The sequence below is a fragment of the Nocardia sp. CA-107356 genome (genome assembly GCF_050946365.1).
In the GTDB taxonomy this organism is placed as follows: domain Bacteria; phylum Actinomycetota; class Actinomycetes; order Mycobacteriales; family Mycobacteriaceae; genus Nocardia.
Genome location: NZ_CP191992.1, coordinates 6,353,845 through 6,366,326, shown reverse-complemented (window position 1 = coordinate 6,366,326; position 12,482 = coordinate 6,353,845). Strand labels below are relative to the sequence as shown.

General features: G+C 66.0%; 13 protein-coding genes. 10 read left to right on the top strand and 3 right to left on the bottom strand.

Annotated elements, in window-relative coordinates:
• Window positions 1–183: 183 nt before the first annotated feature.
• From ACQP1G_RS28865 to ruvB, 4 genes are all read left to right on the top strand, one after another.
• Window positions 184–669, top strand: coding sequence for an MmpS family transport accessory protein (locus ACQP1G_RS28865; protein ID WP_433192700.1), 486 nt, complete (start codon window positions 184–186; stop codon window positions 667–669).
• A gap of 107 nt (window positions 670–776) precedes the next feature.
• On the top strand, window positions 777–1,346 hold the full coding sequence (ruvC, locus tag ACQP1G_RS28860; protein ID WP_433208900.1) for a crossover junction endodeoxyribonuclease RuvC: 570 nt from the start codon (window positions 777–779) through the stop codon (window positions 1,344–1,346).
• Window positions 1,343–1,948 carry a Holliday junction branch migration protein RuvA gene (gene ruvA, locus ACQP1G_RS28855; RefSeq protein ID WP_433192699.1) on the top strand — a complete coding sequence of 202 codons (606 nt, stop codon included), beginning with the start codon at window positions 1,343–1,345 and terminating at the stop codon, window positions 1,946–1,948. The genes ruvC and ruvA overlap by 4 nt, the downstream gene beginning before the upstream one ends.
• 6 nt (window positions 1,949–1,954) lie before the next feature.
• Window positions 1,955–3,040, top strand: coding sequence for a Holliday junction branch migration DNA helicase RuvB (ruvB, locus tag ACQP1G_RS28850; protein WP_433192698.1), 1,086 nt, complete (start codon window positions 1,955–1,957; stop codon window positions 3,038–3,040).
• Between the two features lie 21 nt (window positions 3,041–3,061).
• On the opposite strand, the gene ACQP1G_RS28845 is transcribed toward ruvB, so the two are convergent.
• The gene (locus tag ACQP1G_RS28845; RefSeq protein ID WP_433192697.1) at window positions 3,062–3,640 is read right to left on the bottom strand and encodes a DivIVA domain-containing protein; all 579 of its coding nucleotides are present in this window, start codon (window positions 3,638–3,640) and stop codon (window positions 3,062–3,064) included.
• 165 nt (window positions 3,641–3,805) lie between these two features.
• A complete protein-coding gene (locus ACQP1G_RS28840; protein ID WP_433192696.1) occupies window positions 3,806–4,456 on the bottom strand; it encodes a TetR/AcrR family transcriptional regulator in 651 nt (216 codons plus the stop codon).
• A gap of 98 nt (window positions 4,457–4,554) precedes the next feature.
• Here ACQP1G_RS28840 and ACQP1G_RS28835 point away from each other — a divergent pair, with 98 nt between their 5' ends.
• Window positions 4,555–6,045 (top strand): flavin-containing monooxygenase, encoded by a 1,491-nt coding sequence (locus ACQP1G_RS28835; protein ID WP_433192695.1) that lies wholly within the window; start codon window positions 4,555–4,557, stop codon window positions 6,043–6,045.
• Here ACQP1G_RS28835 and ACQP1G_RS28830 read toward each other — a convergent pair.
• Entirely contained in the window at window positions 6,042–6,272 is a 231-nt protein-coding gene (locus ACQP1G_RS28830; RefSeq protein WP_433192694.1) for a hypothetical protein, read from the bottom strand. The two genes, ACQP1G_RS28835 and ACQP1G_RS28830, sit on opposite strands and share 4 nt — an antisense overlap.
• A 31-nt stretch (window positions 6,273–6,303) precedes the next feature.
• Between ACQP1G_RS28830 and yajC the strand changes: the two genes are divergently transcribed.
• The 5 genes from yajC (at window position 6,304) to ACQP1G_RS28805 (ending at window position 12,180) form a co-directional block, all read left to right on the top strand.
• Window positions 6,304–6,666 carry a preprotein translocase subunit YajC gene (gene yajC, locus ACQP1G_RS28825; protein WP_433192693.1) on the top strand — a complete coding sequence of 121 codons (363 nt, stop codon included), beginning with the start codon at window positions 6,304–6,306 and terminating at the stop codon, window positions 6,664–6,666.
• Between the two features lie 182 nt (window positions 6,667–6,848).
• Window positions 6,849–8,579: a protein translocase subunit SecD gene (gene secD / locus ACQP1G_RS28820; protein ID WP_433192692.1), complete on the top strand. Its 1,731-nt coding sequence runs from the start codon at window positions 6,849–6,851 to the stop codon at window positions 8,577–8,579.
• Window positions 8,576–9,829 carry a protein translocase subunit SecF gene (gene secF / locus ACQP1G_RS28815; protein ID WP_433192691.1) on the top strand — a complete coding sequence of 418 codons (1,254 nt, stop codon included), beginning with the start codon at window positions 8,576–8,578 and terminating at the stop codon, window positions 9,827–9,829. Before secD ends, secF begins: the two co-directional genes overlap by 4 nt.
• 25 nt (window positions 9,830–9,854) lie before the next feature.
• Entirely contained in the window at window positions 9,855–11,570 is a 1,716-nt protein-coding gene (locus ACQP1G_RS28810; protein ID WP_433192690.1) for an ABC transporter substrate-binding protein, read from the top strand.
• A gap of 37 nt (window positions 11,571–11,607) precedes the next feature.
• The gene (locus ACQP1G_RS28805; RefSeq protein ID WP_433208898.1) at window positions 11,608–12,180 is read left to right on the top strand and encodes an adenine phosphoribosyltransferase; all 573 of its coding nucleotides are present in this window, start codon (window positions 11,608–11,610) and stop codon (window positions 12,178–12,180) included.
• The last annotated feature ends 302 nt before the right edge of the window (window positions 12,181–12,482 follow it).

Here is a 12,482-nt window from a genome sequence, read left to right as displayed (position 1 = left end):
GACCATTCCTCGAGAAACCCTGTGAATCCGCTCCAGGGAAACTGTGGCCGGTACCGGCCCGGTGATCCGCGCTGAAACGCAGTTCGGTCCATGGGCGATTCAGTGCACAGGTGACCGGGACTCCGAACGGCCTTGTCCGGTAAGGTCCTATCGCCGGTTGTGCAGGATTCAGGAGGGGTGCACATGAGCTATCAGCCACCACCGCAGTATCCGGGTTATCCGGGGCAGGGGTATCCGGGCTACCCGGGCTACCCACCGCAGCCACCCAAGGGAAAGCCGGTGTGGCCGTGGGTATTGGGCGGTGTCTTCCTGGCGATCGTGCTCACCGTCGGCGGGTGCGTCGCGGTATTCGGATCCATCGCCTATCGGCTGGACAAGGAGTCGAAGAAGGAAGTCGGGGTGACCTATGAGGTCTCCGGCACCGGCACCGCCGATATCACCTACACCAGCGGCGATTTCGACAGCTCCAGCGACAATGACGCGCCGCTGCCTTGGACCAAGGCTGTGACCCTCACCGGATTCGTTCGCTCGGGCCGGGTGTCGGCCACCGTCAGCGGGTCGAGCGGTGCCACGGTGAGTTGCCGGATCCTGCGCGACGGCAAGGTGGTCGTCGAAGAGTCGGATTCCGGGTCGTACGCGTACGTCAGCTGCTACCACTCGTTCGACTGAACCGGTCCGACGCCGAATCCCGGACCGGCGCCGTGTCGTTGGCAAACGGCGACGGCGCCGTCCACTAGACTCTCGAACAGTTGTTCGTGTCTTCGAGAGGGGATCGTGTGCGGGTGATGGGCGTCGACCCGGGACTCACCCGGTGCGGCCTCAGCATCGTCGAGGGCGGGCTGGGGCGGAAGGTGACGGCGCTCGATGTCGACGTGGTGCGCACCCCCGCGGATATGGATCTCGCACACCGACTCATGGGCGTCGCCGACGTCGCCGAATACTGGATGGACACACACAAGCCCGACGCGGTCGCGATCGAGCGGGTATTCGCACAGCACAATGTGCGCACCGCGATGGGCACCGCGCAGGCGGGCGGGGTGATCGCGCTGGCGGCGGCGCGGCGGGGGATACCCGTCGCCTTCCATACGCCGAGCGAGGTGAAGGCGGCCGTCACAGGCAACGGCACCGCGGACAAGGCTCAGGTGACCGCGATGGTGACGCGCATCCTCGGCCTCCAGGTCGCGCCGAAACCGGCGGATGCCGCCGATGCGCTGGCCCTGGCGATCTGTCATTGTTGGCGGGCGCCGCTGATGGCGCGAATGGCCGAGGCCGAGGCGCGGGCCGCCGAGGCACAGCGGCGGTACACACAGCGGCTTGCCGAACAACGGAAGGTGGTGCGCCCGTGATCGCGTCGGTACGCGGCGAGGTGCTCGAGATCGCGCTCGATCATGTGGTGCTCGAGGCGGCGGGCGTCGGCTACCGGCTCAATGTCACCCCGGCGACGCTGTCGACGCTCACTCGCGGCGAGGAATCCCGACTGTTCACCGCGATGATCGTGCGCGAGGATTCGATGACGCTGTACGGGTTCGCCGATACCGAATCCCGTGACTTGTTCGGTCTTTTGCAGACCGTCTCCGGCGTCGGTCCGCGGCTGGCCATGGCGGTGCTCGCGGTGCTGGAGCCCGAGGCGCTGCGCAAGGCGCTCGCGGAGAGCAATGTCGCGGCGCTGACCCGGGTGCCCGGCATCGGTAAGCGCGGCGCGGAGCGCATGGTGGTCGAATTGCGCGATAAGGTGAATCTCGTTCCGGTGCAGGCGGGTCCGCTGGGTAGCACGCCGACACCGGTGATCACGCCGGTGCGCGAGCAGGTTGTCGAAGCTTTGGTCGGACTCGGCTTTCCCACCAAACAGGCCGAACCTGCGGTCGATGCCGTGCTTGCGGACCAGCCCGCCGCCGACACCTCGGCCGCATTGCGTGCCGCACTCGGCTCGCTCGCCAAGAATCGGTAAGACGTCATGGATTACGACGACACCACCGAGCCCGAATCCCAGGTCAGCGCAAGCTATCTCAGATCCGACGGGGAGGTCGAGGCCAGCCTGCGCCCGAAATCCCTTGACGACTTCATCGGCCAGCCTCGGGTGCGCGAACAGTTGGCGCTGGTGCTGCGCGGCGCCAAACAGCGTGGCGGCACCCCGGATCATGTGCTGCTGTCCGGCCCGCCCGGCCTCGGCAAGACCAGTATGGCGATGATCATCGCCGCGGAACTCGGTACGGCACTGCGCATTACCTCGGGTCCGGCACTGGAACGCGCGGGCGATCTCGCCGCCATGCTGAGCAACCTGGTCGAGGGCGATGTGCTGTTCATCGATGAGATCCACCGGATCGCCCGGCCCGCCGAGGAAATGCTCTACCTCGCGATGGAGGACTTCCGCGTCGACGTGGTCGTCGGCAAAGGCCCCGGGGCAACGTCGATTCCGCTCGATATCGCGCCCTTCACCCTGGTCGGCGCGACCACCCGCTCGGGTGCGCTCACCGGTCCGCTGCGTGACCGCTTCGGCTTCACCGGCCACATGGACTTCTACGATCCCGACGAAATCCTGCGCATTCTGCAGCGCTCGGCCCATATCCTCGGCGTCACCATCGACCGCGACGCCGCCGCCGAAATCGCCGGACGCTCCCGCGGCACGCCGCGTATCGCCAACCGTCTGCTACGCCGCGTCCGCGACTATGCCGAGGTCCGTGCCGATGGCCTGATCACCCGTCCCATCGCCCAGGCGGCATTGGAGGTCTACGACGTCGACGTGCTCGGCCTGGACCGCCTGGACCGCGCCGTCCTCGGCGCGCTGGTCCGCAGTTTCGGCGGTGGGCCCGTTGGCGTGTCGACCCTGGCCGTCGCCGTCGGCGAGGAAGCCGCCACCGTCGAAGAGGTCTGCGAACCCTTCCTCGTCCGCGCGGGCATGGTCGCGCGCACCCCGCGCGGTCGCGTCGCAACCGCCGCCGCCTGGGAACACCTCGGGCTCGTCCCACCCCCGGACCTGGTCTTCGGCTCCATCGAAGTCCGCGGCCGCGAACCCCATCCGACCCTCGACCTCTTCGAGTGACCTGCCCCGGCGCGCGCCCGGCTAGCGGTGGTTGGCCCCACATTCGAGGGCGGTGACGACGAGGTCGAGGAAGGCGTCCACTTCGTCGCGGGTGTAGCCGCGGGTACCGAGGCGGGCCTCGGTGAAGCGGACGTTGCGGACACCGGTGACGGTGAGGCTGCCGGGGCCGCCGTGCGCCAGGGTGGCGGCGACCAGGTCCAGGAACGCGTCGACCTCGTCGGTGTCGTAGCCGCGGCGGCCGATCGCGGCCTGGGTGAACTGCATGCGGTGCACGTCGTCGGGGGTGAGCAGGGCGGCGGGGCCGGAGCCATTGCTGCCCGCGGGGACCGGGCGGGCGCCGCGTTGGCGGAACTCCAGTTCGATGCGGACCCGGTCGAGGAATTCGTCGACCTGGTCGGCCTGATAGCCGCGGCCACCGAAGCGTGGGGCGTCGAAGGCGACGTGTCGGATATCGTCGGCGGTCAGCACACCCTGCCCATCGAGCGTTGCGGATACGAGTTCGAGGAAGGCGTCGACCTCGTCGGCGTGGTAGCCGCGGTGTCCCATCGGCGGCATGGCGAAATGGATTCGGCTCACGTCTTCGGGGGTCACCCGCGACATTGTGTCAGGGGCGGTGCCCTGCTCTAGTCGAATATGCGTTTTTCGAACTCGGCGGTCTCTACCGAACACGTGCTGCCCCCGTTTGGCCACAGTCGATCTGGCTACACCCTAGCGCTGATCGCCGCAGCAAACCGGTGGAGAATTGCCGTTTTCGCCGGAGTCGATTCAGTCCTTGCGCACGCCGTCGATGAGCAGTCGCCGGATCGCTTCGTTCAGTTCGTTGACCGCGGTCTCGTCCGGATTGCGCAACCCCTGCACGATGCCCGCGATCAGCATGCCGGTGACGGCCTTGGCGGTGTTCTTGGTGTCGAGGTCCGCACGCAGGTAGCCGAGTTCGACGCCGTGCGAGAGGTAACCGGCGGTAAGCGCGTCGGCCATATCGAGTAGGCCGTAGAGCCGGGCGGTGAGTTCGTCATCGATACCGGTGGCGTGGAACAGCAGCAGCTGGGCGACCCGGCGGTCCGCCACCAGAATCCGGGTGAGCGCGGCGCCGATGCGGTCGATCTGGGCGCGGTATTCGTCAAGGGAGGTGGCTGCGTCGGGGGCGTTATCGGTGCCGAGCGCAGCGATGATCCGTGCCGCCAGATCGTCGATGACCACGTCGATGATCTCGCGCTTATTGCTGAAATACCGGTAGAACGTGCCGTGCCCGATGCCCAGCTCATTGGCGATATCGGCGATGCCGGTGGCGTGATAGCCCTTCTCGGCGAAGCACCCGAAGGCGGTGTCGATGATCTCCTGACGCAGTTCGGCTTTGCGTCGCTGGATCGCATTGCCGGCTGCTGGTCGGGGCGCACGCGTGGATGGCTTCGTCACCCACCCGATGATACGGTGTTCATAAACGGAATGAGATGTCATTCTGTGAGAGATGGTTCCTACATTCCCGTTGGAATGTATCTAGCAGGAGGTTCGACGTGGCGCCTCAGTACGACGCGGTCGTGGTCGGTGCGGGGTTCGGCGGAATGGGTGCGGGTATCGAACTCGACCGGCTCGGCCTGGGCAATTTCGTGATCCTGGAGCGCGAGGAGGACCTCGGCGGCACCTGGCACGTCAATCACTATCCGGGCCTCGCGGTCGATATCGCCTCGGTGACCTATTCGTATTCCTTTGAGCCCAACCCGTATTGGACGCGGCTGTTCGCACCGGGCAAGGAGCTCAAGAGGTACGCCGAGCACGTCGCGGACAAATACGGCCTGCGTCGTCGGATGCGCTTCGGCGCGGTGGTGGACGGCGCTCGCTGGGATGAGGAGCACCAGCACTGGGTTGTATCCGTCGCGGGTGGTGAAACCATTACCGGCCGCTACCTGTTGACCGCGACCGGGTTCCTGTCGCAGCCGTACACCCCGCCGTTCCCCGGTATCGAGTCCTTCGCGGGCAAGATCATCCATACCACCGCGTGGGAGGACGATTTCGACCTCACCGGGCGCAAGGCCGCCATCATCGGCACCGGCGCCACCGCCGTGCAGCTGGTACCGGAGGCGGCCGAGAAAGCCGAGGAACTCACTGTCTTCCAGCGCACGCCTATCTGGGTGGTGCCCAAGATCGACACCGCGATTCCGGCCCCGGTGCAGCAGTTGTTCGCCCGCGTGCCCGCCACCCAGAAGGCCGCGCGGTTGGTCAATACCAGCCTGCTCGAGGCGCTGATGGTGCTCGGCGTACTGCACTTCAAGCAGGCCAAGCCGCTGAACAAGGCCGCGGGGATGCTGGCCAAGGCGCATCTGCGAGCGCAGGTGCGCGATAAGGAGATTCGCAAGCAGCTCACCCCGCACTACGACTTCGGCTGCAAGCGCCCCACCTTCTCCAACACTTACTTCAAGACGTTCAACCAGCCCAATGTGCGGCTGGAGACCAACTCCATCGATCACATCGAGCCCGATGGCATCGTCACCGCCGACGGCCACAAGACCGAGATCGACACCCTGATCCTGGCCACCGGCTTCAACCTATGGGATGTGAACTTCCCGGCCATCGAGATCATCGGCCGCGACGGCGTCGATCTCGGAAAGTTCTGGCGCGACAACCGTTTCCAGGCCTATGAGGGCATCACGGTGCCGAAGTTCCCGAACTTCCTCAGCCTCAACAGCCCGTACTCCTACAGCGGCCTGTCGTACTTCACCACCATCGAGGCCCAGATGAAGCATATGGGCCGCCTGCTGAAGGAGACCTTCCGTCGCGGCGAGACCACTTTCGAGGTGACCGAGCAGGCGAACCGGCAGTTCCTGGATCGGGTCACCGACAAGCTGGGTTCCTCGGTCTTCTACGGCGGCGACTGCTCGACCGCGCGCAGCTACTACTTCAACCAGCACGGCGAAGCCGCCCTGCTGCGCCCGACCAGCACCATCAACGCGCACCGCGAAGCCGTCGCCTTCCCGCTCGACGACTACAGCTACGGCAAAAGCGCCTAGAACGCCCCGTTGCGCAGCCCCGTGACCACACCGCGGTCGCGGGGCTCGGCGTATCGGCCTGTATCCGCCGACGGCGCCGAGCGGTGCGATTCGGCCCGAATACCTGGCGCGACCGGTCCGCTGCCGGAGTCCTGATATCCGCCGGATCGGGTGTTCTGGGACGTCAGGGGGTGTGCCGGTGTGGTGGCGACGACGCGAACTGGCAGACTGTTGGTGTACTTGTCCATCCCACCCACAGACTAGGGACTGACTTCGACGATGGAACTTCTGTTTCCGCTGCTGCTGGTAGCCCTGCTCGTGCCCATGTTCCTCGGTGTGCGCCGCCAGAAGCGCGAGGCCGAGAAGGTCACCTCCTTGCAGGAAAGCCTGAAGGTCGGCGATCAGGTAACCACCACGTCGGGGCTCTACGGCACCGTCGTCGATTTCGACGACGATACGGTCGATCTCGAGATCGCCGAGGACGTCATCACCACCTGGCTGCGTCAGGCCATCCGCGATGTGCGCACCACGGACCAGACCACGGATGAGACCGTGACCGACGAGACCGTGGCCGACGAGATCGAGGCCGGTCCCGTCGAGGAGTCTGCGCAGCAGACCGAGACCCGGCTGACCAAGGACTGACTACCGTAGCGACTCGCACGTTGCTCGAAACGGTCGGCTCCACCGGCTACCGTTGCGATTGCTTGCAGGTCGCTCGAAAGGCCAGCCCGTGTGCTGACGATCGCCGCGGGCGGTCCGTCCGGGCCCCGGCTGTGCGTGCCCGCTTGTTCCACCCTCGACTTCCGCCTAGGAGATGACGAACTGTGCCACCTTCTCAGGGATCGGCGCATCCGCTCCGGTTGCTCGGCGTCTACGCCGTGCTGCTGGCCGTGATCTATGCGCTGGTGTTCTTCGCCGGTGACCATTCCCCGACCCCCAAACTGGGCATCGACCTGCAGGGTGGTACCCGGGTTACGTTGACCGCCCGCACCCCCGACGGCAGTAAGCCGAGCCAGGACAGCCTGCGCAGGGCCCAGACGATCATCGAGAACCGTGTCAACGGCCTCGGTGTGTCGGGTTCCGAGGTCGTCATCGACGGCGACAACCTGGTGATCACGGTTCCGGGTGACGACGGTGGCCAGGCCAAGGCGCTGGCGACGACCGCCAAGCTCTACATCCGTCCGGTGCTGCAGGCCGTACCCGCGGTCGGCGGCAAGGGCACGCCACAGGCGCCGGGTACGGCGGGGACGACACCGGGCACCGTTCCGGACACGACGCAGCTCAACCCCGACGGGACCGTGCCGACCCAGCCGGCCACCACCGGGGCTGCGCCGACCACCGAATCCGCACCCGCGGCGGAGTCGACCCCGCAGCCGCGCGTATTCCCCGCACAGGCCCCGACCTCGCCCCCGGCCCCGCCCGGCGGTCTGACGCCGCAGGAGCAGGCGAAGAAGGAGATCGCGGACGCCAGGGCGACCAGGCAGAGCACCGATCCCACGGTGCAGCAGGCGGCGATGACCGCGATGGACTGCACCAAGGCCGACCCGCTCGCCGGTAACGACGATCCGAATCTGCCGCTGGTCACCTGCGCTACCGACGGCAAGGAGATCTTCCTGCTCGACAAGAGCCGCATCGACGGCCAGGAGATCAACAACGCCACCTCGGGACTGAACCAGCAGCAGGCCCGCCACGAGGTGAACCTCGAGTTCAAATCCGGTGGTAGCGACGCGTGGGCATCGCTGACCGGCGAATACATCAATAAGCGGGTCGCGTTCGTGCTCGACTCGAAGGTGGTCAGCGCGCCGGTCGTGCAGTCGGGTCCGCAGCAGGGTGGTCGCACCACGATCTCCGGCAACTTCACCGCCGCCAGTGCCAAGGAACTCGCGAACACGCTGAAGTACGGTTCGCTGCCGCTGTCGTTCCAGACCTCGGAGGCCGAAACGGTATCGGCGACACTGGGTCTGTCCTCGCTGCGCGCCGGTCTGCTCGCCGGTGCGATCGGACTCGCGGTGGTGCTGCTGTACTGCCTGCTCTACTACCGGATGCTCGGCTTCCTCGCGGGATTCTCACTGATCGCCTCGGGTGTCGCGGTGTACGGCATCATCGTGCTGCTCGGCCGGTGGATCGGGTTCACCCTCGACCTGGCCGGTATCGCCGGTCTGATCATCGGTATCGGTCTGACCGCCGACTCCTTCGTGGTGTTCTTCGAACGCATCAAGGACGAAATGCGCGAGGGGCGCAGCTTCCGCTCGGCGGTGCCGCGCGGTTGGCAGCGGGCCCAGCGCACCAACCTCTCCGGTAAGACCGTCAGCCTGATCGCCTCGGTCGTGCTCTACATTCTGGCCGCCGGTCAGGTGAAGGGCTTCGCGTTCACCCTCGGTATCACCACCGTCCTCGACGTGATCGTGCTCTACCTGGTGACCGCGCCGCTGATGATGCTGGCGTCGCGCTCGTCGTTCTGGGCCAAGCCGTCGGTCAACGGGCTCGGCGCGATTCAGGAAGTAGCCAGGGAACGCAGGGCTGGCGAGGCTCTGGTGAAGGAGACGTCACGATGAGGACAGCATCGCGCAGCGATTCCGTGGGGGGCGGCGGTCGCGAGACGGGTGGGCACTCTTCGACTCTGGAGCCGTTCACCGACGAGGTGAACGAATTCGATGCCGCGCCCAAGCACAGCATCTTCGAGCGCCTCTACACCGGCACCGGCGGTTTCAAGATCGTCAGTCGGCGCCGCTTCTACTACGCGCTGACCGCGGCCTTCGTGCTGATCTCGTTGCTGAGCATCGGAATTCGCGGATTCACCCTCGGCATCGACTTCGCTGGTGGCTCACGCATCCAATTGCCCGCGGCGGGGACCGCGACCACGCAGAAGGTCGAGGACGTCTACTCCCAGACCATCGGCCACGCCCCGGTGACGGTGCAGAAGGTCGGGTCCGGTTCGGCGGAGACCATCCAGGTCCGCTCCGATACGCTGAGCGCCTCCCAGACCGACGCGCTGCAAACCGCGCTGTTCAACGCCTTCCAGCCGAAGGACAAGGACGGCAATGTCTCTCGCAACGCGATCAGTGTCGCGGAGATCAGCGAGACCTGGGGTAGTCAGATCACCAAGAAGGCCTTGATCGCGCTGGTGGTGTTCATTGCCCTGACCATGGTCTACATCGCGATCCGGTTCGAGCGGGATATGTCGATTGCGGCGATCGCCTCGCTGTTCTTCAACATGATCATCACCGCGGGCATCTACTCGCTGGTCGGCTTCGAGGTGACACCCGCCGCGGTGATCGGTCTGCTGACCATCCTCGGATATGTGCTCTACGACAATGTCGTCGTCTTCGACAAGGTCGAGGAGAATACCCGCGGTGTGGTGAATACGTCCCGGCGCACCTATGGCGAACAGGCGAATCTCGCGGCGAACCAGACGCTGATGCGTTCGATCAACACGACCGTCATCGGCATTCTGCCGATCGTTGGCATGCTGGTGATCGCGGTGTGGCTGCTCGGCGTCGGCACGCTGAAGGATCTGGCGCTGGTGCAGCTGGTCGGCATGATCGTCGGCGCGTACTCGTCGATCTTCTTCGCGGTGCCGCTGCTGGTGTCGATCAAGGAGCGGTGGGGTCCGGTCGCGGCGCACACCAAGAAGGTGCTCAACAAGCGGGCCGGGCTGGCCTCGGCGCGTGCGGGAGTCGAGGCCGAGCGGCGCGCGGTCGCGGCGACCGGCCGGGATCTCGATCCTCGCCCCGCACGTGAACCAGGGCAGACGCCGCGTCCCGGCGCTCGCCCGAGCGGAAAGCGGAACAAGCGCAGGCACTGACAGCCGACGGCAGGGGTTTTCCTTGATGAAGCAGTCGCTAGCGGCACGTTTGATCGGAGCGGTGGCTGTGGGCACCGTGGCTGCCACGGTGGTGGCCGGGTGCTCGAGCCAGAACCAGGTGCCCTCCATCGGCTATGCCGTCGACGCAGTGATCGCCAGTTACAACGGGGGGACCACCCTCGGCACGAGCAGTGGGTCGGACGTGGTATTCGCACGCGTGCTGACCGGGTTCTTCTACACCGGCCCCGACGGCCAGCAGGTCGCCGATACCGATGTGGGCACTGCGAAAGAGGTGCCGGGCGAGGCACAGACCGTGCAGTACCGGCTCAACGCGGACGGGGTGTACTCCGATGGCGTGCCGACCTCCTGCGACGATCTGGTGCTGGCCTGGGCCGCCCGCAGCGGCCGGTACACCAAACCCGGTGACCGCGGCCAGGTTCCGTTGTTCGACGCCGCGAGTACCGCCGGATACGCCGATATCGAGCGGGTGGACTGCCAGCCCGGCTCCAAGGACGCCACCGTGGTGTTCCGCGGGGACCGGCATTATCTGCCGTGGCGCAATCTGTTCGCCGCGGGGGAGTTGATGCCCGCGCATGTGGCGGCGCGAGTGGCGAATGTGCCCAATGTCGTGACGGCTGTGCAGGCCGGTGATCAGGCCTCGTTGCAGCGGATCGCCGACTTCTGGAACAACGGGTGGACGTTGGGCGCGGACAAGCTGGATCTGAGCCGGTTCCCGTCGTCGGGGCCGTATCGGATCGATTCCTACTCGGCCGAGGACGGGTTGGTCCTGGTAGCCAACGAACGCTGGTGGGGCAATAAGCCCGAGACCGGGCGGATCGTGGTGTATCCGAAGACCGCCGATCTGAAGTCGAAGGTCGGCGACAATGCGGTCGGCGTTGTCGATATCGGTGCCGGATCGGTCAAAGACATCAATCTGGACGGGTTTTCGGTGCGGACCGTACCGGGACGCGGTGCCGAACAGTTGGTGCTCGGGACCGGTGGCGTCTTCGGTTCGACCGAGGCGCGGCGCGCCTTCGCGTTGTGTGTGCCGCGGCAGGCGCTGTTCGACAAGCTCGGTAAGGCCAAGGATGCACCGAAGACCGGGCTCGGCACCGGAGTGCTGAACTCTCGTATCACACAGCAGGACTCGCTGAACTACCCGGCCGTCATCGGTGCGGCCGACAAGTATCAAGGCGCGAATGTCCCCGGCGCCACGGCGGCCGTCGCGGCCTCGAGTGCGCCGAATCCGACCATCCGGGTCGGGTATCTGAAGCCGGACGAGCGGCGCACACAGACCGTGCAGATGATCGCGGAGGCATGCAAACCGGCGGGTATCAATGTGGTGGACACCGGATCCGCCGATTTCACACCTTCCCAGCTGACCGAGGGCAAAGTCGACGCCGTCCTCGGCAGTACCGCATCGGCGCCGGGTCCGGCCGGATCCGAGACCACTGTGGCCGCTACCAGCGCGTTGCGCACCGGTAGCGGGCTCAATTTCGGTAGGTTCGGTAACGGCCGCTACGATTCGATCACCGATCAGCTTGCGGGCGACGACAACTCGACCACAGCGCTGAATCTGCGCACCGAGGCCGAGAACCTGCTGTGGGCGGAGATGCCGAGCATTCCCTTGTTCGCCACACCCCGCACCATCGCATTCGGCAGCGGTCTGCAGAACGGTATAGCCGGGCCCACCCAGGCGGGAACCGGCTGGAACATGGACCGCTGGGTGCTGAAGCGGTGACAGGTGTTGGTGGGTGAGTGATCATGGAGAGGTGTCGATGAGCAAGCATGCGGCGGTGGAATCGGAGGACGTCCTAGCCGAGCGGACGGGCAAGGCGGCCGAGTTGGTCGACCGCCTGACCCGTTGGTGCGACGATTTCCCCTCGCCCGGCGTCCGGTTTGCCGATCTGACGCCGGTCTTCGCCGACCCGGAGGGTTTCCGGGCGGTCATCGACTGCCTCGCCGCCTGTGCTCCCGATGCCGATCTGGTGGCGGGCGTCGATGCACGCGGGTTCATTATCGCTGCGGGTGTGGCCGCGACATTGGGCACCGGCGTCATGGCGGTGCGCAAGGCCGGTAAGCTGCCGCCGCCGGTGATCTCCCGCGAGTACAGCCTCGAGTACGGTACGGCCGCACTGGAGATTCCCGCCGATGGTGTCGAGCTGAAGGGCCGTCGCATCCTGCTCCTCGACGACGTGCTGGCCACCGGTGGGACGCTGGCCGCGGCGGCGGATTTGTTCCGGGCCGCCGGTGCCGAAATCATCGCGGCCGCAGTTGTTCTGGAGCTCGGATTCCTCAACGGGCGCGATCGCCAAGGAGACTACCCGTTGACAGCGGTAGTACGGATCTAGCCCACAATCCCCCGAAACCTGTTTGCCGATTGAGGTTCGGACCGCAAAGTTCGCCGAGCGGTTGCTCCCCCCTCCAATCCGGTAGCGTCGCATAACGAGTCGGACTGGTCGACGGTAGTCGAATGGTCGTTGCTGGTCTGCATGTTGGGCCACCTCTTCGCTACCCTCGATCGCGTGTAGCGGTCGGAGCTGCGGCGTATTGGAGATAGCGTGTGATCCAAATATCACTGGCGCGATGTCTGCGGGTGTGTTTAATCTAGAGTGGTCTTATTGCCGTTGATCGGAGTTATGCCGTTGCTCTC

Excerpts from the sequence above, each read along its gene's own strand:
- ACQP1G_RS28865 (WP_433192700.1), top strand. The coding sequence starts at position 184 with ATGAGCTATCAGCCACCACCGCAGTATCCGGGTTATCCGGGGCAGGGG.
- ruvB (WP_433192698.1), top strand. The coding sequence starts at position 1,955 with ATGGATTACGACGACACCACCGAGCCCGAATCCCAGGTCAGCGCAAGC.
- ACQP1G_RS28845 (WP_433192697.1), bottom strand. The coding sequence starts at position 3,640 with ATGTCGCGGGTGACCCCCGAAGACGTGAGCCGAATCCATTTCGCCATG.
- ACQP1G_RS28830 (WP_433192694.1), bottom strand. The coding sequence starts at position 6,272 with ATGGACAAGTACACCAACAGTCTGCCAGTTCGCGTCGTCGCCACCACA.
- yajC (WP_433192693.1), top strand. The coding sequence starts at position 6,304 with ATGGAACTTCTGTTTCCGCTGCTGCTGGTAGCCCTGCTCGTGCCCATG.
- secF (WP_433192691.1), top strand. The coding sequence starts at position 8,576 with ATGAGGACAGCATCGCGCAGCGATTCCGTGGGGGGCGGCGGTCGCGAG.
- ACQP1G_RS28810 (WP_433192690.1), top strand. The coding sequence starts at position 9,855 with ATGAAGCAGTCGCTAGCGGCACGTTTGATCGGAGCGGTGGCTGTGGGC.
- ACQP1G_RS28805 (WP_433208898.1), top strand. The coding sequence starts at position 11,608 with ATGAGCAAGCATGCGGCGGTGGAATCGGAGGACGTCCTAGCCGAGCGG.